The sequence below is a fragment of the Caulobacter henricii genome, assembly GCF_001414055.1.
GTDB lineage: Bacteria > Pseudomonadota > Alphaproteobacteria > Caulobacterales > Caulobacteraceae > Caulobacter > Caulobacter henricii.
On record NZ_CP013002.1, the window covers coordinates 831766 to 854925 of the forward strand.

Consider the following 23160-nt stretch of genomic DNA (forward strand, 5'->3'; position numbering starts at 1 on the left):
ACGACCCCCTGCAACCTGTTCGTCAAGCCCGGGCGGAGCGATTAGGGGCCATGCTGTCGCGATCCGTTCGAAACCTCATCGAAACCCCCGGCGGGCCGCGCATCGACTTCAGCGCGCCGGTCGGTGAACCGGCCCTGGCCGCGCCTGATTCGGTGTCCTGGCGCGTGTTCAAGAACCCGGTCGCCCTGTTCGTCGGCGGGGTGACGGCGGTCATTCTGGAACTGGCCGAGCCCCGTGTGCGCACCGGCGTCTGGGAGCATTCCAGCTTTCGCAGCGATCCCCTGACCCGGCTGAAGCGGACAGGGCTGGCGGCCATGGTCACCGTCTATGGCGCGCGGTCGGTTGCCGAGACCATGATCGCCGGAATCGGCCGCCAGCATGCCCGGGTGGCGGGGGTGACTCCCGGCGGAGAGGCCTATCGCGCCTCGGATGTGGCGCTGCTGGACTGGGTGCAGGCCACGGCCAGTTTCGGCTTTCTGGAAGCCTATAGCGCCCTGGTCTCGCCTCTGGGGGCCGCCGAAAAGGACCGGTTCTATGCCGAGGCCCAGCCGGCCGCTCGGCGCTATGGAGCAACCGGCGCACCGACCTCGCGGGCGGCTTGGGAGGCCCAGCTGGCGGCCATGCTGCCCCGTCTGGAGGCCTCGGATATCGTGCTGGAGTTCCTGACCCTGATGCGGCAAACGAAGATCGCGCCGGGGCCCGTCAGCCTGCTGCAACGCCCCCTGATCCGGGCGGCGGTGGGGCTGGTTCCGGCGGAAGTGCGTGAGGTGCTCGGCCTGGGTGCGGAATGGCTGCCGAGACCGATGGAACTGCCCATGATCCGGCTGGCGGCGGGCCTGGCCGACCGCCTTCCCTTGCCGGGTGCGCCGCCCGGCGATGCCTGTCTGCGGATGGGGTTGCCGGGGGACTGGCTGTACCGGAGGCGCTGAGCGCCCCGAAAGCTCTAAAGCGACTGGCCGTCATCCACCGTGAACACCCCGCCGGTGATGGTGGCCGAGGCGTCCGAACAGAGGTGCAGGGCCATGGGCGCCAGGTCGCTTTCGGCCATCAGGCGCTTGCGCGGAAAACTGGCCACCAGCTTCTGACCGCCTTCCTGGTCGAACCAGTCGCTGTTCAGCTCGGTGCGGATATAGCCGGGGCAGAGGACATTGACGTTGATCCCCTTGCGCGCCCATTCGCGAGCCAGACTCTTGCCCATCATCGCCGTTCCCGCCTTGGAGGTGCAGTAGGGCGTCAGGCCGGGCAGGACGGTATGGGCCCCGATCGAGGCGACCAGCAGCACCCGGCCACGGCCGCTGGCCGGTGATCCCGCCGCAATCATCCGTCGGGCCCCCTCGCGGGCGGTCAGGAACATGCCGCGGGTATTGACCGCCAGCACCTTGTCGAAGTCGTCGATGGCGATGTCGAGGGCCGAGCCCTGGATGCTGATCCCGGCATTGGCGATCACCGCGTCCGGGGTCCCCAGACCCGCCTCGACGGCGTCATAGGCCGCGATCACCGAGGCCTCGTCCTCGACATCCATGGCCACGGCCAGGGCCTTGCCGCCGGCCGCCTGGATCTGGCCGACCAGATCCGCCAGACGGTCGGTGCGCCGCGCCGCCAGGGCCACGCCGGCCCCCGCTTGGGCGGCCGCCAGGGCCAGGTGGGCCCCAATGCCGGACGAGGCTCCGGTCACCAGCACAATACGGCCGGCAAGGGTCTGGTCGGTCATGCTCTGTCTCCCCGCAGTCTGGCGCGACCGTGGCGAGGCGAGGGCAGGTTGTCGAGGGCGCCGTTGCGTCGCCCCGTCAGTAGGGCAGGTTGTCCGGACCGGGCTGTTCTGGCCCCGGCGGGGCGACGGCGGCTGCCTCCAGTTCCGAGGCCACGCGGCCAAACTCGGCCGCCAGGGTCTCGTAATAGCCGTTGCGGGGGTCGGGTTCACTCTCCGGGGCCGGATCGGGCAACAGCCAGGGGAAGTCGCGCACGGCCAGGTTCTGGTGGGCGCTGAGCATGAACCGTCGCCATATGCTGGCCGGGATGTCGCCGCCGACCACCTTGTTCATCGGCTTGTCGTTGTCGTTGCCGACCCAGACCCCGGTGACATAGTCGGGTGTGAAGCCCACGAACCAGGCGTCGCGCCAGTTCTGGCTGGTGCCGGTCTTGCCGGCTGCCGGACGGCCGAAGGCGGCGCGCTTGGCGGTGCCTTCGGTGACGACCTTCTTCATCATCTTAACCATCATCGAGGCCCGGGCGACGTCATAGACGGCCAGGGGCGTCGATGGGCCCTGACGGGCAAAGATCGGGTTGCCGCCCTGGGTGACGATGCTCTCGATCACATAGGGTTCGATCCGGTTGCCGCCCTGCTGGAACACCTGGAAGCCCGAGGTCAGTTGCAGCAGGCTTACTTCATACGACCCAAGCGCCACCGAAAGATCCGGGCTGGGGGGCAGGCTGGTGATGCCAAAGCGCCGGACCAGTTCGCCGATCGCCGGACCGCCGGCTTCCTGGCCCAGTTTCACGGCGATCGTATTGGTCGAATTGACCAGGGCCTGTTCCACGGTCATCGGACCGCGATAGCCGCCGCCATAGTTTCCCGGTTCCCAGTCGCCGAACTTGACCGGGCCGTCGATGCGGATGTCGGTCGGCAGCACGCCCTTGTCGAGGGCGGCGGCATAGATGAAGGGCTTGAAGGTCGAGCCCGGCTGGCGGCGGGCCTGGACGGCGCGGTTGAAGGGGCTTTCGATATAGTCGGTGCCGCCGACCATGGCCCGGATCGCGCCGTCGGCCGACAGGGACAGCAGGGCCGCCTGGCTGGCCCCGGCCCGTTCGCCGTCAAAGGCTATGGCCTGGCGCACGGTCTCTGAGCCCAGCTTCTGCAGGCCCGGATCGATGGTCAGGCGGACCACCAGATCGGGGGCGTTCTGGCCGGCGATGCGCACGGCCTCGCTGGTGGCAAAATCCAGCACCCAGCCGTAATTGCCCTCGTCCTGCACGGCCAGGGGCGACAGGCGCGGGGTGTCGTCGAGGGCGCGGCTTTCCTGTTCGGCGGTGATCCAGCCTTCCTTGCGCATATTGGCCAGGACCAGGCGCGAGCGGGCCAGGGCTCCGCTCATGTCGCGGGTCAGGGCCAGGCGCGAGGGGGCCTTGGGCAGGGAGGCCAGCAAGGCGGCTTCCGACAGGGTGAGCTGGCTGGCGGGCTTGCCGAAATAGGTCCGGCTGGCGCCGTCGACCCCGAAGGTATTGGCCCCGAAGAACACCCGGTTGAGGTACAGCTCCAGCACCTCGTCCTTGGTCAGGACCTTTTCCAGCTCATGGGCCATGAGCATTTCCTGCAGCTTGCGCTTGACCGTGCGGTCAGGCGTCAGGAACAGGCCCTTGGCCAGCTGCTGGCTGAGGGTCGAGGCCCCCTGGACGGTGCGGCCGGCCTTCCAGTTGACCACGGCGGCGCGGGCTATGCCGCGCAGGTCGATCGGCCCGTGCTGGTAGAACCGCCGGTCCTCGGCGGCCATGAAGGCCAGGGGCACATAGTTGGGGACGGTGGCCAGGGTGATCCGCTCGCCATAGCGCGGGCCGCGGGTGGCGATGACCTGGCCGTTCTTGTCCTCGAAGCGGATGCCCGGCGCGCGATTGACCGCGAACAGGGCCTCGCGGGTCGGCAGTTTCGGCGTGTCGCGCAGGTATTTCCACCACACATAGCCGGCCCCGGCGCCAGCGGTCAGGATGCCCAGCAGCAGGCCGACCAGCAGGGTCTTCCAGACCCAGCCGAAGCGTTTGGCCTTCTTGCGGGCCTTCTGATGGGCGAGATCGGCGCGGAACGGCTCTTCCGGCGGGAGCTCGGGCTCGTGCGCGGCCGGAGGCTGAGGCGCAGGGTCCGGAGACAGGCGGAACGGGTCTTCGGGCGGCGGTGGCGGCGGCGGGGGCGACGCGCCAAAGGTCGCCTCCGGCTTCTGCGGAGGACGGCCGCCTTCTTCGAAACGGTACGGGGGAAGCGTCCAGTCGTTCACGGTTTCGATACGGCCCTGTTTGGTCTCAGCCTAAATCCGGTTTAGGACGCCCGCATGATGGCGCGCAAACCTTTCTGGGAGACGAAATCCCTGCAGCAAATGACCGTCCCCGAGTGGGAGAGTCTATGCGACGGCTGCGGTCTTTGCTGCCTGGTTCGCTTCGAAGACGAAGATACCGGCGAGGTCATCCCCACGCGTGTGCACTGCCAGCTGTTTGATGAGCATCTTTGCAGCTGCAAGGACTATGCGAACCGCCGCAAGACCGTGCCCGACTGCATCAAACTGACCCCATACAATATCGAGGACCTGGAGTGGATGCCCCCCTCCTGCGCCTATCGCCGCCTGCATGAGGGCAAGACCCTGCCCCAGTGGCACCCCCTGGTCACCGGCGACCCCGACAGCACCCACAAGCAGGGCATTTCGGTCCGCGACCAGACCGTGACCGAGCTGGCCTTCGAGGACGCCGAAGACGCCATGGACTTCGTGGCCCTGGACCTGATGAAGGACCGCGGGGACGAATTCTACGATCCGGACGAGGGCTAGGGGGGACCAACACTCGCCCCCTCCGCGCTGACGCGCTCCTCCCCCGTAGGGGGAAGATGGGGTCGGCGCGCTTCATCTTCCCCCTCCGGGGGAAGACGGCTGCGCAGCAGCCCGTAGGGGGCCAGTGCGCCGCCCCCTGAAGTTATCCACAGGCTCCCGGCGTCCGGCACCCCCGTGCCGCCGCCCCCACTATGGGGATTGGCTGCCCTCGATCCCCGGCGTTCCGCGCCTGGAACCCAGCAAAATCAACACCCTGCAACTTTCTCGCGCCCCTGGATCAGAGGCGCCCGCTGCTCCCGTATCTTTGTGTCATGGCCGGAAGACGCGAGAGAGTTCGGGAATGGGGCGAGATGCACCAGGACCGGCTCATGAGGGAAATGGACAGCGAGTGGGACATCACCCGGACGGCGACCGAGGTCGCCGTCGTGGTCCTGTCCAAACGCAAGGCGGAGACCTATGGCACCCATGCCCGCACCACGCGGGCCATCGTGGTCATGGTCCCGGAAGACAAGCCTGAAGCCCGAAGACCCGCCGAACCGGCACCTGAGGAGGAGGCCCCGATGCATGACGACATTCCCGACGATCCTGCCGAGCTTCAGGCCGCTCTTGTCGCCAAGATCGGCGGCATTGCTGACCTTATCGAGCTCAAGCGCCGAGAGGGGCGCGACCCTGCTCAAGGCCATTGCGTGCCTGAGCCACGAGGAACAGCAGGCGCTCCTCAGCGTCTGTCTGGCTGAATCCGCGCGGCACCAGCACCCGCCCGAGCCCGACGAATGGTCCACCTGGCTGCTGCTGGGCGGACGCGGGGCGGGCAAGACCTTTGCCGGGGCCCGCTGGATGGTCTGGCAGGCCCTGGCCTATCCCCATCTGGCCCTGGTCGGGGCGACGCTTCACGATGTGCGGGAGGTGATGATCGACGGCCCCTCGGGGCTGCGCGCCATGAGCGGGCCCGCCTTTCCGCCGCGATGGGAAACTTCCCGCAAGCGGCTGATCTGGCCCAATGGCGCCGTCGCCCATGCCTTCTCGGCCGAGGACCCAGACAGCCTGCGCGGCCCGCAGTTCCACGCCGCCTGGGCCGACGAGTTCTGCGCCTGGTCCAAACCGGCCGAGACCCTGGCCATGCTGCGGTTTGGCCTGAGGCTGGGCGAGGATCCCCGGCTGGTGATCACCACCACGCCCCGGCCGATCCGGGCCCTGAAGACCCTGATCGCCGAGCCCGGTGTCGCGATGACCCGGGCCGGTACGGCGGCCAATGCCGACAACCTGGCCCCGGCCTTTCTCTCGACCCTGCGGGGCCTCTATGGCGGCACCCGTCTGGCGGCCCAGGAGCTGGACGGGGTCATTGTCGAGGACGAGGGCGGCCTGTTCCGGGCCGATGACCTGGCCCGCTGTCGCGGGGCCGTCCCCGCGCAGTTCGATCGGGTGGTGGTGGCGGTCGACCCTCCGGCCACGGCCGGCGGCGATGCCTGCGGGATCGTGGTGGTGGGACGGGTCGACGGCCGCGCCTTCGTGCTGGCCGACCGCTCGGCCAAGGGCCTGTCGCCGCATGGCTGGGCCCGCCGCGCCGTGGAGGCCGCCCGGGACTTCTCAGCCCAGGCCCTGGTCGCCGAGGCCAACCAGGGCGGCGACATGGTTCGCGTGGTCCTGGCCCAGGCCGATCCGCCCTGCGCGGTGAAACTGGTCCGGGCCACCCTGGCCAAACGCGCCCGCGCCGAGCCGGTGGCCGCCCTCTATGAGCAGGGCCGCGTAGTTCACTGCGGCGCCTTCACGGCCCTGGAGGAGGAATTGATGGCCCTCGGCACCACCGACCTGACCCACAGCCCCGACCGCGCCGATGCCCTGGTCTGGGCGGTCAGCGAGCTGATGCTGGGGGTGGAGCGGGTGCCGAGGGTGCGGGGGCTTTAGTCTGGCGGGCTGGCGCTGATACTCTCAGTCGCTCCGCGACACCTCCCCCTGAGGGGGAGCATCGACTCTGTATAGCTCCTCCCCCTCAGGGGGAGGTGGCCCAGAGGGCCGGAGGGGGCCATCGCCGAGGTACTCCAGAATGCTCAAGGCCGCCCCTTCAGGCGAAGCCAAGACGTCCCGCGCGAGTAGACGCAGTGTTCTTATTCCAACCGCCGTAAACCAGGCGTCCCGGATCGCATCCCTCTCAGGTCGATCATCCAGAGCGTGGTTTTCGCCATCCACTTCAACCGCGAGCCTTTGACCGGCACAGTAGAAGTCCAGAATGTAAGGCCCCATGGGGTGCTGTTTGCGAAAGTGCAGACCATTCAGTCGACGACCTTTCAGACACAACCACAGCAAGACCTCGGGCAGGATGAGTTCACGCCGCATGCGCTGAGCGTTCAGTCGCGTTGGTAGCGGAGCTTCCATTTCGGCCTCCCGCGCTGCCCCCTCCGGCCCTCTGGGCCACCTCCCCCAAAGGGGGAGGAGCTGGGTCGCGCCACCCGCAACCCTAACATGTTCCCCATTTGTTCTCAACCGGAGCGCCCCATGCCCCTGTTCCGAAAACCCCGTCCGCCCCAGTCCGGGCGAGAGCAGAAGGACTCCCGCGCCGCCCGACTGATCGCCCTGACGACCGGCGGGCGACCGCAGTGGACGCCGCGGGACTATGCCGCCCTGGCCAGTGAGGGCTTTGCCAGGAACCCGGTGGCCTATCGCTGTGTGCGGATGATCGCCGAGGCTGCCGCCGCCACGCCGCTCGTGGTGTTTCACCACGGCAAGCGCGCCCCCGACCATCCGCTGCAGCGCCTGCTGCACAGGCCCAATCCCGAACAGGGCGGGCCCGACCTGATGGAGGCCTTTTTCGGCAACCTGCAGACCGCCGGCAATGCCTATCTGGAGGCGGCGGGGGAGGGCGACCAGCCGGCCGAACTCTATGCCCTGCGGCCCGACCGCATGACCCTGGTGCCCGGTCCGCGCGGCTGGCCCCTGGCCTATGACTACCAGGCCGGCGGGCGCAGCGTGCGGATCGGGCGCGACGCCGGCGGCTGGCTGCCGGTGCTGCACCTGAAGCTCTTCAACCCGACCAGCGACCATTATGGCCTGTCGCCCCTCGAGGCCGCGGCCTTTGCCATTGATGTGCACAATGCCTCCAGCGCCTGGAACAAGGCCCTGCTCGACAATTCGGCCCGGCCGTCCGGGGCCCTGGTCTATGCCCATCGCGACGCCGGCGACCGGCTGTCGGAGGAACAGTTCGACCGGCTGAAGGCCGAGCTGGCCGGGGTTCATTCCGGTGCCCTGAATGCGGGCCGACCCCTGCTGCTGGAGGGCGGGCTCGACTGGCGGCCCATGTCCCTGACCCCGGCCGAGATGGACTTCACCGACGGCAAGCATGCCGCCGCCCGCGAGATCGCCCTGGCCTTCGGGGTGCCGCCGCAGCTGCTCGGCATCCCCGGGGACGCGACCTATGCCAATTACCGCGAGGCCAATGCCGCCTTCTGGCGCCACACCGTGGTGCCCCTGTCCGAGCGGGCGGCCCGCGCCCTGACCGCCTGGCTGGGCGCCAAATTCCCCGGCACCCGCATCGCCCCCGACCTCGACGCCGTCCCCGCCCTCTCGACCGAACGCGACGCCCTCTGGGCCCGGCTGGAGGCGGCCAGCTTCCTGACGCCGGACGAGCGGCGAAGGCTGGCGGGGCTGGACGGCTGACTCAGCAGGGCCCCCTCCGGGCTGCTGCGCAGCCGTCCTCCCCCTTTCAGGGGGAAGATGACATCCGCTGTCCCCATCTTCCCCCTCCGGGGGAAGACGACCGCGAAGCGGTCCGTAGGGGGCAGGTGCCCAATAGGATTCAGACCATGACCACCCCCACCCCCTGGCGGCTGGACCGTCAGGTTCCGCTCGCCCTGATCGTCACCCTGATCCTCCAGGCCGCCGCCGCCCTGCTGTGGGCCGGCCGCGCCTCGGCCCGGATCGACGAGATGCGCACCCGCCTCGACGCCCAGACCCCGGTCGCCGAACGCCTGGCCCGGCTCGAGGAACAGGCCGCCGCCACGCGCGCCGCCCTGGACCGCATCGAGGCCAAGCTGGACTGAGCGATCCCGTCACTCGCCCCCACCTGACCGGCTGCGCCGGTCGTCCGCCCCCCGACCCCCTCAGTCGGCTTCGCCGACAGCTCCCCCGAAGGGGAGCACGGGGGCAGATGGGATCATCTTCCCCCTCCGGGGGAGGAGGGCCCCCCGGGTCGCGCGAACCGCGCGCCCGAGGACAGGCTCCGGCCCGGAGGGGGCAAGTCCGCCAACAAAAGGACCCCCCATGACTGACGACCTGCCCATCGAAGGCCACGCCTCGCTGTTCTGGACCCGCGACCTCAATGACGACGTCACCGCCGCCGGGGCCTTTGCCGACAGCCTGGCCGAGACCGGGGCGGCGGGGGTCAAGATGCTGCACCAGCACGATGACGCCGAGCCGATCGGCGTCTGGGACGAGATCGTCGAGGACGCGCGCGGCCTGTTCGTCCGGGGACGGATTTTACGCGCGACGCCCCGGGGAAGGCTGGTCGCGGCGCTCGTGGAAGCCGGGGCCCTGGACGGGCTCTCGATCGGCTTTCGCCAGCTCAAGGCGCGCCAGGACGGGCCCCTGCGGGTACTGACGCGGGTGGACCTCTGGGAGGTGTCGGTGGTGACCTTTCCGATGCTGCCGGGGGCGCGGTTGCAGGTTGTCGCCCCTGCCGTCCCCTAGGGCGCGCAGCGGGTCTGGAGGTCGAGGGCGGCGTCGGCGAAGGCGGTGCCGAGGGTCACATAGTTGGCCGTCAGATAGTGCCAGTGGTCGGGCAGGAATTGGAAGTCCTTCGTCACCGAGACCAGGGCGGCGCAGCGGTCGGCGGCGACCCAGTCGGCCTGGGCCTTCTGGACCTGCGGGCTGTAGGTCATCAGCAGGCCGTTCGGGCCGGCCCCGGAATCGGCGATCCGGCCGATCACCACGGGCAGGTCGTCCACCCGCAGGGCGGCGCGCAGCAGGCCCATCAGGCGGTCGAGATTGGCCGGGTAGGCGGCCGCCGCATCGGCCCGCTGATAGGCGTCGGCCTCGCCCTGCATCCAGATGATCCCGGCCGGTTCCAGGCGGTCGGGGCGGCCGTCGCCGTCGATGTCGCGGGTCTCGAGCGCAGTCCGGATCGTGGTCAGGGCGCTGTCATACTGGTTGCGGCCATTGCCCTCGGCCGAGGAGGGGTTCCAGGTGCCGAAGCCCGAGACCCCGGCCATCAGGCTGGAGCCGCCGCGCGCGAACTTGACCAGGGCCACCGGCAAGGCCCCGCGCTCGGCGAGGCGACGGCCAAATGTCAGCTCAGGGCCGAAGCGGTCGGACAGGCTGTTGCGCTGGCCGTCGGTACTGAAGCCGGTCCCGAAGCCCGGCGACAGCGGGGCCCACAGACCAAGGCCTCCTCCGGCCTGTCCGTCCGACAGGGCCTGGCCGTTGAAGATCATCACCCCGGGCACCGGGCCGCGCAGGGCGGCGGGGAGCTCGGCGGTGAAGCCAAAGCCTTCCATGTTGGACTGCCCGCCGAGGAACCAGACCTTGTAGACCGTCGGGGCGGGGCTTGCGGTCTGGGCCTGCAGCGGGGTGGCCAGGGCTGCGGCGGCGGCCAGGGCCAGACAGGTCCGTCGGATCAGGGGGCGAAACATGGTCGAAACTCCGGCGCGGCCTGAACGGCTGCAGCAGGAGCCGGCCTTTCGCCGGGCCTGTCAATCAGGGCCCGGCGGTGCGGGATTCAGTTGGCGATCAGCCGCACCAGCGTCCCGTCCGGGTCGATCAGGGCGGCCATGATGATCGGGCCCATGTCGCGGGGCGGGTGCAGGCGGGGCCAGCCGAGCGTGGTCTCGGGCAGGCCGGTCGCCTTGCACACCGCATAGAAGCCGTCGAGGTCGTCCAGCCTCAGGCAGCAGCCGAACGAACTCTGGGCCGGGTCGAGGTCCGGATAGGGAAAGAATTCCAGAGTCAGCGATCCGCGCTCGAGGATCATCCAGCCGGCGTCGCGCCACGAGGCCTCAAACCCGAGGGCCGCATAGAAGCGGGCGGTGGTCTCGAAGTCGCGCGACGGCAGGTTCGGCGTGGCGTGGTCGGTCATGGGCGCAGCTTCGCCCGATGTGGCGAGGCGGCGCAACAGAGATCCTCCCCCCAGAGGGGGAGGTGGCCCGGAAGGGCCGGAGGGGGCAGCGCGGCGTTCGCCCAGATGGCCCCCTCAGTCGGCTCCGCCGACAGCTCCCCCGGAGGGGGAGCAGCTACCCATCCAAAACCGGAGACCCCCATGAAAGAGACCAAACAGGCCCCGGCCACGCCGGAGGCGCGTGCCATGCTGCATGAGGTGCTGGCCGCCTTTGAGGGCTTCAAGGCCGCCAATGACCAGAGGCTGGCGGCCCTGGAGACCAAGCGGGCCGACGTGCTGCTGGAGGAGAAGGTCGGCCGCATCGACGAGGCCGTCACCCGCGCCCAGGACCGGCTGGACCGGATGCTGGCCGAGGCCCGGCGGCCGTCCCTCGCCGGCGACGCGCCGCTGGCTCGGGTCGACGAGCGCAAGGCCGCCTTCGAGCGCTATGTGAAGACCGGCGAGACCCCGGCCCTCCTGCTGGAGGCCAAGGGTCTGTCGGAAGGCGTGGCCACGGCCGGCGGCTATGTGGCCCCGCCCGAGCTGGAGCGGGCCATCCTGCGTCGCCTGGCGGCCACCAGCCCGATGCGCGAGATCTGCCAGGTCCGCACGATCAGCGCCGGCACCTTCCGCAAGCCGGTCTCGCCCACGGGCCTGGCCGCCGCCTGGGTGGCCGAGACCGCCGCCCGGCCCGAGACCACGGCCCCGACCCTGGACGTGATCGATTTCCCGGCCGGTGAGCTCTATGCCAGCCCCGCCGCCACCCAGGCCCTGCTCGACGACGCCTATGTCAGTATCGACGAGTGGCTGGCGGAAGAAGTGCAGGATGCCTTCGCTGCCCAGGAGACCAGTGCCTTCGTCTCGGGTGACGGGGTCAACAAGCCCAAGGGCCTGCTGGCCTACACCGCCGCACCGGACGCGTCCTACACTTGGGGCCAGGTCGGCTATGTGGCCACCGGCGTGGCCGGCGGTTTTGCGGCGAGCAATCCGACCGACAAGCTGATCGACTTGATCTATGCGACCAGGAGCCAGTACCGCCAGAACGGCCGCTTCGTGCTCAACCGCCGCACGGTCAGCGCGGTGCGCAAGTTCAAGGACGCGCAAGGCAACTATATCTGGAACGCGGCCCTGCAGCCGGGCCAGTCGGCGAGCCTGCTGGGCTTCCCGGTCACCGAGATCGAGGCCATGCCCGATGTGGCGGCCAATGCGCTCGCCATCGCCTTCGGCGACTTCGAGAAGGGCTATCTGATCGTCGACCGCGCCGGGGTGCGGGTCCTGCGCGACCCCTATTCGGCCAAGCCGCACGTCCTCTTCTACACCACCAAGCGCGTCGGCGGCGGGGTGCAGAACTTTGATGCGGTGAAGCTGCTGAAGTTCGCGGTCAGCTAGGGTTTCCTTCTCCCCTTGCGGGAGAAGGTGGCCTGCGATGCAGGTCGGATGAGGGGTCTGCGCGACCTATCCGGCCTGCTTCGTGACCCCCTCCCAGCGCCGCGCGACCCCTCATCCGTCGGCCTTGCCGACACCTTCTCCCGCAAGGGGAGAAGGACAGTTCGAGCCCCCATCCCATGCCCAACGCCCTCACCCTGAGCGAGGCGCGCGCCTTTCTGCGCGTGGCCGACGCTTCGGAAGACACCACGGTCAGCCTGCTGATCGAGGCCGCCGAGGCCCGGGTCGCTGCGGCGACCGGCCTGACCCTCACCCCCGCCAGCCCGGCCCCGCTGCGGCTGGCGGTCCTGACCCTGGTCGCCCACGCCCATGAGCACAGGGACGGGGCCGAGCTGCCCTTTGCCCTGGTCGAACCGTGGCTGGCCCCCTACCGAAAGGTCCGCCTGTGAGCGATCAAGCCCTCGCCGACGGTCTCGTCGCCGCCCTCAGGGCAGCGCCCGCCGTCACCGCCATCCTCGGTCAAAGAGTCTATGCCCGCGCCCCGCGGGTGCCGACCTATCCCTGCCTGGCCGTCAGCCGCACCGAGAGCCGCATCGTCGAGGGCGAAGTGGTCGAGCACCTGCTGACCCTGACCTGTGTCTCGCGGTTCGGTGGCCCCGAAGAGGCGAGGGCGGTGGTCGCCGCCGTCCGCGCCGTGATCCACGACGCCCGCCCGACCATTGCCGGCCGCCGGCTGGTCAATCTGCGCGTCGCCTATGCCGACGTCTTCCCCGCCGCCGACCGCGAACTGACCCTCGGCATCGTCCGCGTGCGGGCGGTGACCGAGCCCCTCTAGAAACGGAGCCCACCCATGGCCGCTCAAGCCGGCAAGGATATCCTGCTGAAGATCAGCGACGGGGCCCCGACCCCGACCTTCGTGACGGTCGCCGGCCTGCGGACCCGGACCCTCAGTCTCAATGCCCGGACCATCGACACCACGGACAGCGACAGCGCCGGCCGCTGGCGCGAGCTGCTGGCCGGGGCCGGGGTGCGGACCTGCGCGGTGTCAGGGGCCGGCGTGTTCCGCGACGCCGCCTCCGACGCCCAGGTGCGCCAGAGCTTCTTCGACCAGTCGGCCCGCATCTGGCGGCTGGTGATCCCCGATTTCGGCCAGTTGGAGGGGCCCTTCTTGGTGGCCGCCCTGGACTATGCCGGCGACCACGACGGCGAGGCGGCCTTCGCCCTGAGCCTGGCCTCGGCGGGGGCGGTGACGTTCACGGCGATCTAGAGCGGCTGACACAGGCCCCCTCCGCGCCTTCGGCGCTCCTCCCCCGGAGGGGAAAGATGAGATCGCTGCCCTTCATCTTCCCCCTCCGGGGGAGGAGCGCGTGAGCGCGGAGGGGGCGAGTCTTCAATGGAGATCCCCCCCAAATGACACCCCCCAACCCCGCCCGCGGCGAAGTCATCGTCGACCTCGCCGGAAACTCCCACTGTCTGTGCCTGACCCTCGGGGCCCTGGCCCGGATCGAGGCCGCTCTGAACCTCACCGACTGGCGCGACCTGCCGGCCCGGATGGAGACCCTGTCGGCGCGCGAGCTGATGGCTGTGCTGGCGGCCCTGATCGTGGGCGAGCCGGCCGATCTGGGGGCCGTCACCGTGCCCGAAGCCGTCGCCGCCGTGGCGGCGGCCCTGGCGGCCGCCGCATGACCGGCTGGAGCCAGGCCCTGCGGCTGGCCGTGTCGCTGCAGATCCCGCCCGAGGCCTTCTGGCGGCTGTCCCTGCGCGAGTGGCGGATGCTGACGGCGACCGCGCCGGCACCCGGCCTGACCCGGCCGGGACTGGAGGCCCTGATGGCCCGCTTTCCCGATGAGGAGACCCCGCCATGAGCGATTTCGACCTTGAGGGCCTGGCCTCCGTCCCGGCCCGGGCCGCCGAGGCCTCGGCCTCTCTGGAGGCCCTGAAGGCTCCGGCCGAGCGGGCCGCGCGGTCGATCGACGAGGCCTTTGCCCGGGCCGGTTCCAGCCTGGCCAGGTCCCTGGCCCAGGCGGCCGCGGACGGCGAAGTCTCGCTGGCCGAGCTGGCGCGGGCGGTGATCGGGGCCGCCGGCGCGGCGATCAGGGGCGGGGGATTGGCCCAGGCCCTTTCGGGCGCGGTGTCTGGCAGTTTCGCCGGGACCCGGGCCGAGGGCGGTCCTGTGCTGCCGGGCGGGGCCTATCTGGTCGGCGAGCGGGGCCCGGAGGTGTTTCGCCCGGCCGGGGCCGGTTCGGTGGAGCCCCTGTCAGGCGGCGGGGTGTCGGTGACGGTCAATGTGCAGGGCGGAGACTGGGCGGGCCTGGCCCGTTCGGATGCCCAGCTGGCCCAGGCCCTCGCCCGGGCGGTGAGTCTGGGGGCGAGGGGGCTTTAGTCCTGAGACTTGCCCCCTCCGCGCTGCGCGCTCCTCCCCCGGAGGGGGAAGATGGCTGCGCAGCAGCCAGGACGGGGCCCTTGACTAGATCGCCACCGCCGTATTCGGCGCGGTGCCATACTTGTTGTCGCCGGGCTGGCCGGTGCTGCAGCCGACCCACAGGGTGAAGGCCAGCCAGACCGCGAAGGCCACGAACAGCGAGATGAAGAAGCCGCCCAGGGCTGTCAGGGCCGCAAGATCCGGCTCGCCGTTGCCGATCGCCGCCAGGGCTGCCGACACGCCGATCGAGATGGCCGAGCCGAACACCAGGACCGGACCGAACACCCAGGGCAGGACCTGCCACCAGCCGGTCTGACCCATGTCATGCAGGCGCTTGGAGTGGATGCAGATCGAGCACCAGATCGAGGCCAGGGACAGGGCCCAGCCGAAGAACGGCACCCAGCCGGCCACGACATTGGCACCCAGCAGGCACAGCCAGCCGATCCAGAAGGCCTGGCGGCCGATGCGGCCCTCAGCCGAGAAAAACAGGTTCTTCCAGTCCATGACGGTCTCCAGTTCGTAGCCAATACCTACGGGCTGGTTCGCCGCAAACGAAGTGAAAACCAGGTCATGACGCAGACTTAATCGCGGTCTGCTCCCCAGCCGTCCTGTCACTCGCCCCCTCCGCGCCTGCGGCGCGCCTCCCCCGGAGGAGGAAGATGAGAGCGTCCTCCCCCTCCGGGGGAGGACGACCGCGCAGCGGTCAGGAGGGGGCCTGCGGCGCTGGCCGCGTCCATCCCCACCCCAAAAATCCAGGAGCCGCCGATGAGCGCCTTCCACGAGATCCGCCTGCCGGCGCGGCTGGCCTTCGGCTGCACCAGTGGCGTCGAACGGCGCACGGAGGTGGTCACCCTGGCCTCGGGGCACGAGCGCCGGTCCAGTCCCTGGGAACAGGGACGGCGGCGTTATCTGATCGCCACGGCGGCCCGGCCGCTGGACGAGCTGGCCGAACTGGTCGCCTTCTTCGAGGCCCGACGTGGTCGGCTGCACGGCTTTCGCTTCCGCGACCCGTCCGATTTCAAGTCCTGCGCCCCCTCCACCCAGCCCGCCGCCGGCGATCAGCCGATCGGGCTCGGCGACGGCACGCGCCGGACCTTTCAACTGACCCGGACCTACGGTAGCGGACCCGAGGCCGTGGTCCGCCCGATCGCCAAGCCGGTCGCCGGCACGGTCAAGGTCGCCGTCGGCGGGGTCGTCCTCGCCCCGGCAGCCTATGGAGTCGATCCGGTCACCGGCCTCGTCACTCTGGCGGTCGCGCCCGCCTCGGGGGCAGCGGTGACGGCGGGGTTCGAGTTCGACACCCCGGTACGCTTCGACATCGACCGGCTGGACCTGCAGATGGAGGGCTTTGCCGCCGCCCGGATCGCCGCCTGTCCCCTGGTCGAGGTCCGGCTCTGATGCTCGCCGTCCCCACCGACCTGGCCGAGCGCCTGGACAGCGACGCGGCCAGCCTTTGCCAAGCCTGGATCCTGACCCGCGCCGATGGCGCTGTCCTCGGCTTTACCGACCATGACCGCGACCTGGTGGTCGACGGCGTCACCTGTCGGGCAGCCACGGGCTGGACCGCCGGAGCCTTCGAGGCCGCCGCCGGCTTCGCGCCCGGCCTTTCGGCCGCCCTCGGCGCGCTCGACGACGGGGCTCTGAGCGAGGCCGATATCGTGGCCGGGCTTTATGACGGGGCCAGGGTGGCTTGCCTTCGCGTCGACTGGCGACGACCGGACCTGGTGGTTCGACTATGGACGGCCCGCATCGCCAGCCTGCGCCGTGAAGGGGCAATCTTCACTGCGGCGCTGGAAGGGCCCCTGGCCGATCTCGAGCGGGTGGCGGGCCGCACCTATGGCCGCCTCTGCGACGTCGTGCTCGGCGACAGCCGCTGCGGGATCACCCCCGCGCCCGGGGCCGCGTGCGACAAGCGCTGGACGACCTGCGTCCAGACCTTTGCCAATGGCCTGAACTTCAGGGGCTTTCCGACCCTGCCGGGCGAAGACTTCCTGACCCTCTATCCGACCGAGGGCGAGCGCCATGACGGGGGACGGCGGTGAGGGAGGGTGGGGATAGCTGCTCCCCTTCTGGGGGAGCTGTCGCGGAGCGACTGAGGGGGCCATCCGGGCGGACGCCGCGCTGCCCCCTCCGGCCCTCCGGGCCACCTCCCCCGGAGGGGGAGGATCGGGTCCTCGCTGCCGCCCGCCTGTGGCTCGGTACCCCCTATCGGCACCAGGCCAGCCTGCGCGGCGTCGGCTGCGATTGTCTCGGCCTGGTCCGCGGCGTCTGGCGGGCCCTGCAGGGCGAGGAGCCCGAGGTTCCGCCGCCCTATCGTCCCGACTGGGCCGAGATCGGCGAGGGCGAGATCCTGCTGGAGGCCCTCGGCCGCTGGCTCCGGCCCCTGGCCCTGTCCGAGGTCCGTCCCGGCGATGTCCTGGTGTTCCGCATTCAGCCCGGGGCCATGGCCAAGCACTGCGCGATCCTGTCGGCGCCGGACCGGATGATCCACGCCTATTGGGGCCGGGCCTGTGTCGAATCCTGGCTCGGGCGCTGGTGGCGCGAGCGCCGGGTGGCGGCGTTCCGGTTTCCAGGTCGACAATCTCAATATCCCGCTCTCCCCGGCGAAGGCCGGGGCCCAGCTCGAGACCTGAACGGTTGCGATTTCGGGTCCGGCCGTAGGCACGTCATCCCCAACCGCTCTGGATGACTCTGGGTCCCGGCCTTCGCCGGGAAGAGCGGTTGAATTGATGTTTCAAGGGAACCCCCAAGATGGCCCAGGTGATCCTGTCTTCCGTCGGTGCGGCCCTGGGCGGGCCGGTCGGCGGTTTTGTCGGTGCGATGCTGGGGCGAGCGGCGGACACCGCCGTGATCAACGCCCTGTCGCCCGCTCGCCAGCTGGGACCACGGATCCCGGAACTGCGCATCACCGGCGCTGCCGAGGGCGCGGCCATGCCCTGCGTCTTCGGTCAGGGACGGGTCGGGGGCCATGTGATCTGGGCGGCGCGCTTTCGCGAGACCCGGATCGAAGGCCGGGTCGGGGGCAGCAAGGGTCAGAAGACCACGAGCTATGGTTACAGCCTGTCCTTCGCCGTGGCGGTGGCCGAGGGACCGATCGACGGGATCGGCCGGGTCTGGGCCGATGGTCGGGTGATGGACCTGAGCGGCGTGACGATGCGCGTCCATCTGGGCACTGATGACCAGACCCCCGATCCGCTGATCGAGGCGATCGAAGGCTCGGCCCCGGCCTATCGCGGCCTGGCCTATGTGGTGTTCGAGGACCTGCCGCTGGAGCCCTATGGCCATCGTCCGCCGCAGCTGTCGTTCGAGGTCTTTCGCCGGCCCGGCTCGCCGACCGGGCTGGAGGCGCGGCTGAAGGGCGTCTGCCTGATCCCGGGCGCGGGGGAGTTCGTCTATGCCACCGAAGCCGTGCTGCGGCGCGACGGCCTGACCCGCACCACGGCCGAGAACGTCAACAATACCGAGGGCCGGCCCGATCTGCTGGTGTCGCTCGACCAGTTGCAGGCGCAATTGCCGGCGGTGGATCACGTCACCCTGGTGGTCTCGTGGTTCGGCACCGACCTGCGCTGCGGGGCCTGCGAGATCCGGCCGGGCGTCGACCAGCCGGCCAAGGCGACCCTGGCCTTCGACTGGCGGGCGGGCGGGGTGGGGCGCAGCGAGGCCCACCTCGTTTCGACCCATGACGGCGGGCCGGCCTATGGCGGCACGCCGTCCGATCGGGCGGTGCTGCAGGCCATTGCCGAGCTGAAGCGGCGCGGACTGAAGGTCAGCCTCTATCCCTTCGTGCTGATGGACGTGCCGCACGGCTCAGGCCTGCCCGATCCCCATGGCGGTGGCGGGCAGGGGGCCTATCCGTGGCGGGGGCGGATCACCTGCCATCCGGCGCCGGGCCAGGCGGGCTCGCCGGACGGGACCGCGACCGCCGCCGCCCAGGTCTCGGCCTTCTTCGGGTCCGCGACCCCCGGCCAGTTCGGCGACAGCGACGGCCTGCCGGGTTTCACGGGCAGCGGCTGGGGCTTTCGGCGGATGATCCTGCACTATGCCCGGCTGGCGGCCCTGGCCGGAGGCGTCGACGGCTTTCTGATCGGATCGGAACTGCGCGACCTGACTACGGTGCGCGGACCGGGCGGGACCTATCCGGCGGTGACCCAGTTACAGGCCCTGGCCGCCGATGTGCGCGCCATGGTCGGGCCCGGCACCCGTCTGGGCTATGCCGCCGACTGGAGCGAGTATTTCGGTCACCAGCCCCGCGACGGCTCGGGCCATGCCGTATTCCACCTCGATCCGCTCTGGGCTGACCCGGCCATCGACTTCGTCGGCATCGACTACTATCCGCCGGTTACCGATTGGCGGGACGGCGAGGGCCATCTGGATGCGGCGGCGGGCTTTCAAGGTCCGCACGATTTCGCCTATCTGCGGGCCCGCCTGACCAGCGGCGAGGGCTTTGACTGGTTCTATGGCAGCCCCGCCGACCGCGACGCCCAGACGCGCACCCCGATCACTGACGGGGCCCATGGCGAGGCCTGGATGTTCCGGCCCAAGGACCTGAAGTCCTGGTGGTCGCAGCCGCATCATGACCGGCCCGGCGGGGTGCGATCAGCCACGCCGACCGCCTGGGTCCCCCGCTCCAAGCCGATCCGCCTGACCGAGTTTGGCTGTCCCGCCGTCGACCGGGGTGCCAATGCCCCCAACCTGTTCGTCGATCCCAAGAGCGCGGAAAGCCGCCTGCCGCCCTATTCCAGCGGCACGCCGGACGCCTTTGGCCAGAGGCTGATGCTGGAGGCGGTGCTCGACTGGCTGGCCGACCCAACCGCCAATCCGGTCTCGCCGACCTATGGCGGTCCGATGATCGAGGCGGCCAGCGCCTGGTGCTGGGACGCCCGGCCCTTTCCGGATTTCCCGGCCCGCGACACCGTCTGGCGCGATGCGGCCAACTGGGCCCTGGGCCACTGGTTGAACGGCCGGGCCGGGATCGCGCCCCTGGCCCAGCTGGTCGTCGCCCTGGCCGCGCGGGCCGGGGTGACGCTCGATCCGGGCGAGGCGGGCGGGGTGGTGGCCGGCTATGTGCTGGATCGGCCGATGCGGCTGCGCGACGCCCTCGCTCCCCTGACCGCCGCCTTCGGTCTCGAGGCGGTCGAGCGGGGCGATCGGGTGCGGCTGGTGTCCCTGACCGGTGCCGTCCGGCAGGTCCTGGGAGAAGCCGACCTGGCCTGGCCCGAGGATCGTCCCGCCGCCACGGCTACTAGCCGGGCGCTGGTCGCCTCCGCCCGCGCCCTGCGGCTGCGCTTCATCGATGCGGGGCGCGACTACCAGACCGGCGCGGTGATCGTGCGCCGCTCCGACGGGGAGGGGACGGCCGACGCCGACGCGCCGATCGTCATGTTGCCTGCCGAGGCCCAGGCCGTCGGGCGCCGCCTGCTGGATCGCTCGGCCGCGACCCAGACCGAGACGGTCCTTCACCTGGCCCCCCTGGCGGCGCTGCGGCTGGAGGCCGGCGATCGGATCGGTTTCGACGGCGAGGCCTGGCGGGTGGTGCGGGTCGATCTGGACGAGCATCCGCGCGCCACCCTGGCCCCGCTTCCGGCCGTGACCGCAGTCGCGGCGGGGCCGGACTGGAGCCCGGCCCCGCCGCGTGAGCCGGTCGGGCCACCTGTGCTGCAGGTGCTGGACCTGCCGGCCAGCCGCGATGACGCCCGGCCTCTGGTCGCGGTCGCGGCCGAGCCCTGGCGACCGTTCGATCTCCATGCCGGCGGCGACCGGACCGGTCTGAGCCTGCGCGGCCGGGTGACCACCCCGGCCACGGTCGGGGTGACCCTGACGGACCTGCCGCCGGCCTCGCCCCATCGACTGGACCGCTCCGGCCGCCTGACCGTGCGACTGGAGGGGACGAGCCTGATCAGCCGCAGCCTGTCGGCCGTCCTGACCGGCGACAACGGCCTGGCGGTTCGGGCCCCTTCGGGCGACTGGGAGGTGATCGGCTTCACGACGGCCGAGGCGGTGGCCGGGGATGTCTGGACCCTGTCGGGCCTGTTGCGCGGCCAGAGGGACGGGGCGGCCAGCGACCTGGTGCTGGCGGCCGGATCCCCGGCGGTCCTGCTCGACTCTGCCTTGCTCCGGCTGGACGTCGCGCCGTTCGAGCGGGACGTACCCCTGTGGATCCGCGCGGCCCCGGCGGGCGGGCCACCGGCCGGTCCGTCGATGACCGAGGTCGAGGCCGTCTGGCGCGCTCGGGCGCTCAGGCCCCTGGCTCCGGCCCATCTGCGGGTCACGGCGGCCGGCGCGGATCGCCGGATCGGCTGGATCCGCCGCGACCGGCTGGGCGGCGACGTCTGGGCCGGCGAGGTTCCGCTCAGCGAAGCCCGCGAGGCCTGGCGACTACGGGTACTGAACGGCGCGGTCGTGGTCCGCGAGGTGGAACTGGCGACCCCGGGCTTCGTTCACACGGCTGCCATGCGGGGCGCCGATCTGGCGGCCGGATCCGCCGGTCTGCTGACGGCAGAGGTCGTCCAGGGCTCGGCCGCCGTCGGCTGGGGCGCGCCGGCCAGCAAGTTGCTGTGATAATAATGCCACATTGCGCTTGTGCGCCGCCGCGAAAGGCCTAATTGAGGGCGGGCTATCCAATCACTCTCGAGGACTCTCCTTGGCGCGCGACCCCTATCAGGAACTTGGCGTTTCCCGCACCGCGACGCCGGACGAGATCCGCAAGGCCTTCCGCAAGCTCGCCAAGCAGTTTCACCCGGACACCAATCCGGGCAACAAGGCGGCCGAGGACCGCTTCAAGCAGGTCAGTGCCGCCTTCGACATTCTCGGCGACCCGGCCAAGAAGAAGAAGTTCGATGCCGGCGAGATCGACGCGGACGGTCGCGAGACCACGCGCGGCTTCGGCGGGGCGGGTGGCAGCCCGTTCGGCGGCGGGGGCTTCAATCGCGGCGGCTTCCAGTCGCGCGGTGGCAGAGACGACGGTCCCGAGATCGATCTGGGCGACCTGTTCGGCGACATCCTCGGGCGCGGGGCCCGCGGTGGCGGCGGCGGCGGCTTTGGGAGCGGTTCGGGCGGCGGCTTCTCGCCGCGCGGTGCCGACGTCAAGGCCCGCCTCGACATCGACCTGGAGGAAGCCATCCGGGGCGGCAAGAAGCGGGTGGCCTTTTCGGATGGCCGCACCATCGACGTCACCATCCCGCTTGGGGCCCAGGACGGCCAGACCCTACGCCTGAAGGGCCAGGGCAGTCCGGGCCGCGGCGGCCAGGGCGACGCCCTGATCGAACTGGCCATCAAGCCCCACCCGGTCTATCGCCGCGAGGGCGAGACCCTGGTCATGGACCTGCCGGTCTCGGTGCCCGATGCGGTTCTGGGCGGCAAGATCGAGGCCCCGACCCCTGACGGCAATGTCATGCTGGCCGTGCCCAAGGGCTCCAACAGCGGGGCCACCCTGCGCCTGAAAGGCCGCGGCCTGGCCGACGCCAAGGGCAAGCGCGGCGACCTGCTGGCCAAGCTGGTCGTGACCCTGCCCGACGAGCCCGACAGCGACCTCGAAAAGTTCGCACAGGCCTGGCGCGACCAGAAGCCCTACGCACCGAAGCGGAAATAGCGGGGCAGGCGGTTTTGAACCTCTTCCGAAACCGCCAACGGCCCTTTTCGCCTCAGAGCGTTCCCGCCCGTGACAGAACGCCACACGCCGTTCATAAGCGGCTTGTTCAGTCTCCATTCAGCCGCCGGACATTACACCCGTCAGCATGAAACCGATCCGCGCCCTTCTCGTCGCTGTCGCCGTCGCCGCCGCCCTGCCGGGTGCGGCCCTGGCCCAGCGTGACCGCGACTCGCTTGGAGCCGGCTGGCGTGCCCAGTCCGACCAGGCGCGCGGCGGCGTGCAGTCCGGCCGACTGGTGCCTCTCTCGCGGGTGATCGACCAGATCAGCCGCCGGACGCCGGGCCGGGTGCTGGATGCCGGGCTTGAAGGCCGCAACTATCGGGTCCGATGGGCCACAGACGACGGCCGCCGTATTGACTTCATCGTCGACGCAGAGACCGGTCAGATCCTCAGCGCCAACTAGGGACTTCCTTGCATGCGTATCCTGCTCGTCGAGGACGATCCCGACCTGTCGCGTCAGCTGAAACTGGCCCTGGCCGATGCCGGCTATGCGGTCGACCATGCGCCCGATGGTGAGGAAGCCCAGTTCCTCGGCGAGACCGAGCCCTATGACGCCGTGATCCTGGACCTCGGCCTGCCCAAGGTGGACGGGGTTTCGGTGCTGGAACGCTGGCGGCGGGGCAATGTCAGCACGCCGGTCCTGATCCTCACGGCCCGCGCGGCCTGGAGCGACAAGGTCGCCGGGTTCGATGCCGGTGCCGATGACTATCTGGCCAAGCCGTTCCACACCGAGGAACTGCTGGCGCGGTTGCGGGCCCTGCTGCGGCGGTCGGCCGGCCATGCCGCGCCCAGCCTGTCCTGCGGCGGGCTGCGGCTGGATCCGCGCGCCGCCCGGGCCAGCGTCAATGGCGAGCCCCTGCGTCTGACCTCGCTGGAATACCGCCTGCTGCACTACATGATCATGCACCAGGGACGGGTGATCGGGCGCACCGAGCTGGTCGAGCACCTTTACGACCAGGATTTCGACCGCGACTCCAACACCATCGAGGTGTTCATCGGCCGGTTGCGCAAGAAGCTGGGCTCCGACCGCATCGAGACCGTGCGCGGCCTCGGCTATCGCCTGACCCCGCTGGAGGGCGAGGCGACCGAGTGACGG

Annotated in this window: 26 protein-coding genes and 1 pseudogene; 21 read left to right on the forward strand and 6 right to left on the reverse strand. The window is 70.6% G+C overall.

The window, feature by feature from the left end:
* Positions 1–50 precede the first annotated feature (50 nt).
* A complete protein-coding gene (locus tag AQ619_RS03900) occupies positions 51–929 on the forward strand; it encodes an oxygenase MpaB family protein (RefSeq protein ID WP_062144535.1) in 879 nt (292 codons plus the stop codon).
* A gap of 14 nt (positions 930–943) precedes the next feature.
* Here AQ619_RS03900 and AQ619_RS03905 read toward each other — a convergent pair whose 3' ends face one another.
* Positions 944–1711, reverse strand: a complete 768-nt coding sequence (locus AQ619_RS03905; RefSeq protein WP_062144538.1) for an SDR family oxidoreductase — start codon at positions 1709–1711, stop codon at positions 944–946.
* Between the two features lie 76 nt (positions 1712–1787).
* Positions 1788–3983 (reverse strand): multimodular transpeptidase-transglycosylase PbpC, encoded by a 2196-nt coding sequence (pbpC, locus tag AQ619_RS03910; RefSeq protein ID WP_062144542.1) that lies wholly within the window; start codon positions 3981–3983, stop codon positions 1788–1790.
* Between the two features lie 54 nt (positions 3984–4037).
* Here pbpC and AQ619_RS03915 point away from each other — a divergent pair, with 54 nt between their 5' ends.
* The 3 genes from AQ619_RS03915 to AQ619_RS03920 all read left to right on the forward strand — a co-directional run bounded on the left by AQ619_RS03915 (position 4038) and on the right by AQ619_RS03920 (position 6431).
* On the forward strand, positions 4038–4526 hold the full coding sequence (locus tag AQ619_RS03915) for a YcgN family cysteine cluster protein (RefSeq protein ID WP_062144545.1): 489 nt from the start codon (positions 4038–4040) through the stop codon (positions 4524–4526).
* A 368-nt stretch (positions 4527–4894) separates the two neighbouring features.
* On the forward strand, positions 4895–5263 hold the full coding sequence (locus tag AQ619_RS19310) for a hypothetical protein (protein ID WP_236849531.1): 369 nt from the start codon (positions 4895–4897) through the stop codon (positions 5261–5263).
* The gene (locus AQ619_RS03920; RefSeq protein WP_236849532.1) at positions 5154–6431 is read left to right on the forward strand and encodes a DNA-packaging protein; all 1278 of its coding nucleotides are present in this window, start codon (positions 5154–5156) and stop codon (positions 6429–6431) included. The genes AQ619_RS19310 and AQ619_RS03920 overlap by 110 nt, the downstream gene beginning before the upstream one ends.
* A 24-nt stretch (positions 6432–6455) precedes the next feature.
* Here AQ619_RS03920 and AQ619_RS03925 read toward each other — a convergent pair whose 3' ends face one another.
* Positions 6456–6899 (reverse strand): endonuclease domain-containing protein, encoded by a 444-nt coding sequence (locus AQ619_RS03925; protein WP_062144548.1) that lies wholly within the window; start codon positions 6897–6899, stop codon positions 6456–6458.
* On the opposite strand from AQ619_RS03925, the pseudogene AQ619_RS03930 reads away from it, so the two are divergent.
* From AQ619_RS03930 to AQ619_RS03940, 3 genes and pseudogenes are all read left to right on the forward strand, one after another.
* Positions 6898–8177, forward strand: a pseudogene (locus AQ619_RS03930) (phage portal protein). The gene AQ619_RS03925 and the pseudogene AQ619_RS03930 sit on opposite strands and share 2 nt — an antisense overlap.
* Positions 8178–8323: 146 nt before the next feature.
* Positions 8324–8560, forward strand: coding sequence for a hypothetical protein (locus tag AQ619_RS03935; protein ID WP_062144554.1), 237 nt, complete (start codon positions 8324–8326; stop codon positions 8558–8560).
* Between the two features lie 220 nt (positions 8561–8780).
* Positions 8781–9206, forward strand: a complete 426-nt coding sequence (locus AQ619_RS03940; RefSeq protein WP_062144557.1) for an HK97 family phage prohead protease — start codon at positions 8781–8783, stop codon at positions 9204–9206.
* Here AQ619_RS03940 and AQ619_RS03945 read toward each other — a convergent pair.
* Both AQ619_RS03945 and AQ619_RS03950 read right to left on the reverse strand, forming a co-directional pair.
* Entirely contained in the window at positions 9203–10147 is a 945-nt protein-coding gene (locus AQ619_RS03945; RefSeq protein WP_062144560.1) for a sialate O-acetylesterase, read from the reverse strand. The two genes, AQ619_RS03940 and AQ619_RS03945, sit on opposite strands and share 4 nt — an antisense overlap.
* An 86-nt stretch (positions 10148–10233) precedes the next feature.
* Entirely contained in the window at positions 10234–10590 is a 357-nt protein-coding gene (locus AQ619_RS03950; protein WP_062151255.1) for a bleomycin resistance protein, read from the reverse strand.
* A 180-nt stretch (positions 10591–10770) separates the two neighbouring features.
* Here AQ619_RS03950 and AQ619_RS03955 point away from each other — a divergent pair, with 180 nt between their 5' ends.
* From AQ619_RS03955 to AQ619_RS03985, 7 genes are all read left to right on the forward strand, one after another.
* Positions 10771–11997, forward strand: coding sequence for a phage major capsid protein (locus AQ619_RS03955; RefSeq protein WP_062144562.1), 1227 nt, complete (start codon positions 10771–10773; stop codon positions 11995–11997).
* Positions 11998–12173: 176 nt separating this feature from the next.
* Positions 12174–12443, forward strand: a complete 270-nt coding sequence (locus AQ619_RS18980; RefSeq protein ID WP_062144564.1) for a head-tail connector protein — start codon at positions 12174–12176, stop codon at positions 12441–12443.
* The gene (locus AQ619_RS18985; protein ID WP_062144566.1) at positions 12440–12829 is read left to right on the forward strand and encodes a DUF3168 domain-containing protein; all 390 of its coding nucleotides are present in this window, start codon (positions 12440–12442) and stop codon (positions 12827–12829) included. The genes AQ619_RS18980 and AQ619_RS18985 overlap by 4 nt, the downstream gene beginning before the upstream one ends.
* Positions 12830–12844: 15 nt before the next feature.
* Positions 12845–13261, forward strand: a complete 417-nt coding sequence (locus AQ619_RS03970) for a phage major tail protein, TP901-1 family (protein WP_062144568.1) — start codon at positions 12845–12847, stop codon at positions 13259–13261.
* A gap of 143 nt (positions 13262–13404) precedes the next feature.
* Complete coding sequence (locus AQ619_RS03975; protein WP_062144570.1) at positions 13405–13680, forward strand: GTA-gp10 family protein; 276 nt, start codon at positions 13405–13407, stop codon at positions 13678–13680.
* Positions 13677–13859 (forward strand): phage tail assembly chaperone, encoded by a 183-nt coding sequence (locus AQ619_RS03980; RefSeq protein ID WP_062144573.1) that lies wholly within the window; start codon positions 13677–13679, stop codon positions 13857–13859. Before AQ619_RS03975 ends, AQ619_RS03980 begins: the two co-directional genes overlap by 4 nt.
* A complete protein-coding gene (locus AQ619_RS03985; RefSeq protein WP_062144576.1) occupies positions 13856–14377 on the forward strand; it encodes a hypothetical protein in 522 nt (173 codons plus the stop codon). Before AQ619_RS03980 ends, AQ619_RS03985 begins: the two co-directional genes overlap by 4 nt.
* 84 nt (positions 14378–14461) lie before the next feature.
* Here AQ619_RS03985 and AQ619_RS03990 read toward each other — a convergent pair whose 3' ends face one another.
* Positions 14462–14920: a DUF805 domain-containing protein gene (locus AQ619_RS03990; RefSeq protein WP_062144578.1), complete on the reverse strand. Its 459-nt coding sequence runs from the start codon at positions 14918–14920 to the stop codon at positions 14462–14464.
* Between the two features lie 261 nt (positions 14921–15181).
* Here AQ619_RS03990 and AQ619_RS03995 point away from each other — a divergent pair, with 261 nt between their 5' ends.
* The 7 genes from AQ619_RS03995 to AQ619_RS04025 all read left to right on the forward strand — a co-directional run bounded on the left by AQ619_RS03995 (position 15182) and on the right by AQ619_RS04025 (position 23157).
* A complete protein-coding gene (locus AQ619_RS03995; protein ID WP_062144582.1) occupies positions 15182–15814 on the forward strand; it encodes a DUF2460 domain-containing protein in 633 nt (210 codons plus the stop codon).
* Complete coding sequence (locus tag AQ619_RS04000) at positions 15814–16458, forward strand: baseplate hub domain-containing protein (protein ID WP_062144585.1); 645 nt, start codon at positions 15814–15816, stop codon at positions 16456–16458. The genes AQ619_RS03995 and AQ619_RS04000 overlap by 1 nt, the downstream gene beginning before the upstream one ends.
* Positions 16455–17105, forward strand: coding sequence for an NlpC/P60 family protein (locus tag AQ619_RS18655; RefSeq protein ID WP_084745752.1), 651 nt, complete (start codon positions 16455–16457; stop codon positions 17103–17105). Before AQ619_RS04000 ends, AQ619_RS18655 begins: the two co-directional genes overlap by 4 nt.
* A gap of 62 nt (positions 17106–17167) precedes the next feature.
* Positions 17168–20974, forward strand: coding sequence for a baseplate multidomain protein megatron (locus tag AQ619_RS04010; protein WP_062144588.1), 3807 nt, complete (start codon positions 17168–17170; stop codon positions 20972–20974).
* Positions 20975–21056: 82 nt separating this feature from the next.
* Entirely contained in the window at positions 21057–22004 is a 948-nt protein-coding gene (locus AQ619_RS04015; protein ID WP_062144591.1) for a DnaJ C-terminal domain-containing protein, read from the forward strand.
* A 145-nt stretch (positions 22005–22149) separates the two neighbouring features.
* Positions 22150–22467, forward strand: coding sequence for a PepSY domain-containing protein (locus AQ619_RS04020; protein ID WP_062144594.1), 318 nt, complete (start codon positions 22150–22152; stop codon positions 22465–22467).
* Positions 22468–22479: 12 nt separating this feature from the next.
* Positions 22480–23157 (forward strand): response regulator transcription factor, encoded by a 678-nt coding sequence (locus AQ619_RS04025; protein ID WP_062144597.1) that lies wholly within the window; start codon positions 22480–22482, stop codon positions 23155–23157.
* The last annotated feature ends 3 nt before the right edge of the window (positions 23158–23160 follow it).

What these genes read in the sequence shown, in the direction of transcription:
- AQ619_RS03970 (WP_062144568.1), top strand. Translation starts at nt 12,845, where the DNA reads ATGGCCGCTCAAGCCGGCAAGGATATCCTGCTGAAGATCAGCGACGGG.
- AQ619_RS03995 (WP_062144582.1), top strand. Translation starts at nt 15,182, where the DNA reads ATGAGCGCCTTCCACGAGATCCGCCTGCCGGCGCGGCTGGCCTTCGGC.
- AQ619_RS03905 (WP_062144538.1), bottom strand. Translation starts at nt 1,711, where the DNA reads ATGACCGACCAGACCCTTGCCGGCCGTATTGTGCTGGTGACCGGAGCC.
- AQ619_RS18980 (WP_062144564.1), top strand. Translation starts at nt 12,174, where the DNA reads ATGCCCAACGCCCTCACCCTGAGCGAGGCGCGCGCCTTTCTGCGCGTG.
- AQ619_RS04000 (WP_062144585.1), top strand. Translation starts at nt 15,814, where the DNA reads ATGCTCGCCGTCCCCACCGACCTGGCCGAGCGCCTGGACAGCGACGCG.
- AQ619_RS03945 (WP_062144560.1), bottom strand. Translation starts at nt 10,147, where the DNA reads ATGTTTCGCCCCCTGATCCGACGGACCTGTCTGGCCCTGGCCGCCGCC.
- AQ619_RS04020 (WP_062144594.1), top strand. Translation starts at nt 22,150, where the DNA reads ATGAAACCGATCCGCGCCCTTCTCGTCGCTGTCGCCGTCGCCGCCGCC.
- AQ619_RS04025 (WP_062144597.1), top strand. Translation starts at nt 22,480, where the DNA reads ATGCGTATCCTGCTCGTCGAGGACGATCCCGACCTGTCGCGTCAGCTG.
- AQ619_RS03915 (WP_062144545.1), top strand. Translation starts at nt 4,038, where the DNA reads ATGATGGCGCGCAAACCTTTCTGGGAGACGAAATCCCTGCAGCAAATG.
- AQ619_RS03975 (WP_062144570.1), top strand. Translation starts at nt 13,405, where the DNA reads ATGACACCCCCCAACCCCGCCCGCGGCGAAGTCATCGTCGACCTCGCC.
- AQ619_RS03900 (WP_062144535.1), top strand. Translation starts at nt 51, where the DNA reads ATGCTGTCGCGATCCGTTCGAAACCTCATCGAAACCCCCGGCGGGCCG.
- AQ619_RS03925 (WP_062144548.1), bottom strand. Translation starts at nt 6,899, where the DNA reads ATGGAAGCTCCGCTACCAACGCGACTGAACGCTCAGCGCATGCGGCGT.
- AQ619_RS19310 (WP_236849531.1), top strand. Translation starts at nt 4,895, where the DNA reads ATGAGGGAAATGGACAGCGAGTGGGACATCACCCGGACGGCGACCGAG.
- AQ619_RS04010 (WP_062144588.1), top strand. Translation starts at nt 17,168, where the DNA reads ATGGCCCAGGTGATCCTGTCTTCCGTCGGTGCGGCCCTGGGCGGGCCG.
- AQ619_RS03980 (WP_062144573.1), top strand. Translation starts at nt 13,677, where the DNA reads ATGACCGGCTGGAGCCAGGCCCTGCGGCTGGCCGTGTCGCTGCAGATC.
- AQ619_RS03935 (WP_062144554.1), top strand. Translation starts at nt 8,324, where the DNA reads ATGACCACCCCCACCCCCTGGCGGCTGGACCGTCAGGTTCCGCTCGCC.
- AQ619_RS03990 (WP_062144578.1), bottom strand. Translation starts at nt 14,920, where the DNA reads ATGGACTGGAAGAACCTGTTTTTCTCGGCTGAGGGCCGCATCGGCCGC.
- AQ619_RS03955 (WP_062144562.1), top strand. Translation starts at nt 10,771, where the DNA reads ATGAAAGAGACCAAACAGGCCCCGGCCACGCCGGAGGCGCGTGCCATG.
- AQ619_RS03985 (WP_062144576.1), top strand. Translation starts at nt 13,856, where the DNA reads ATGAGCGATTTCGACCTTGAGGGCCTGGCCTCCGTCCCGGCCCGGGCC.
- AQ619_RS03950 (WP_062151255.1), bottom strand. Translation starts at nt 10,590, where the DNA reads ATGACCGACCACGCCACGCCGAACCTGCCGTCGCGCGACTTCGAGACC.
- AQ619_RS03940 (WP_062144557.1), top strand. Translation starts at nt 8,781, where the DNA reads ATGACTGACGACCTGCCCATCGAAGGCCACGCCTCGCTGTTCTGGACC.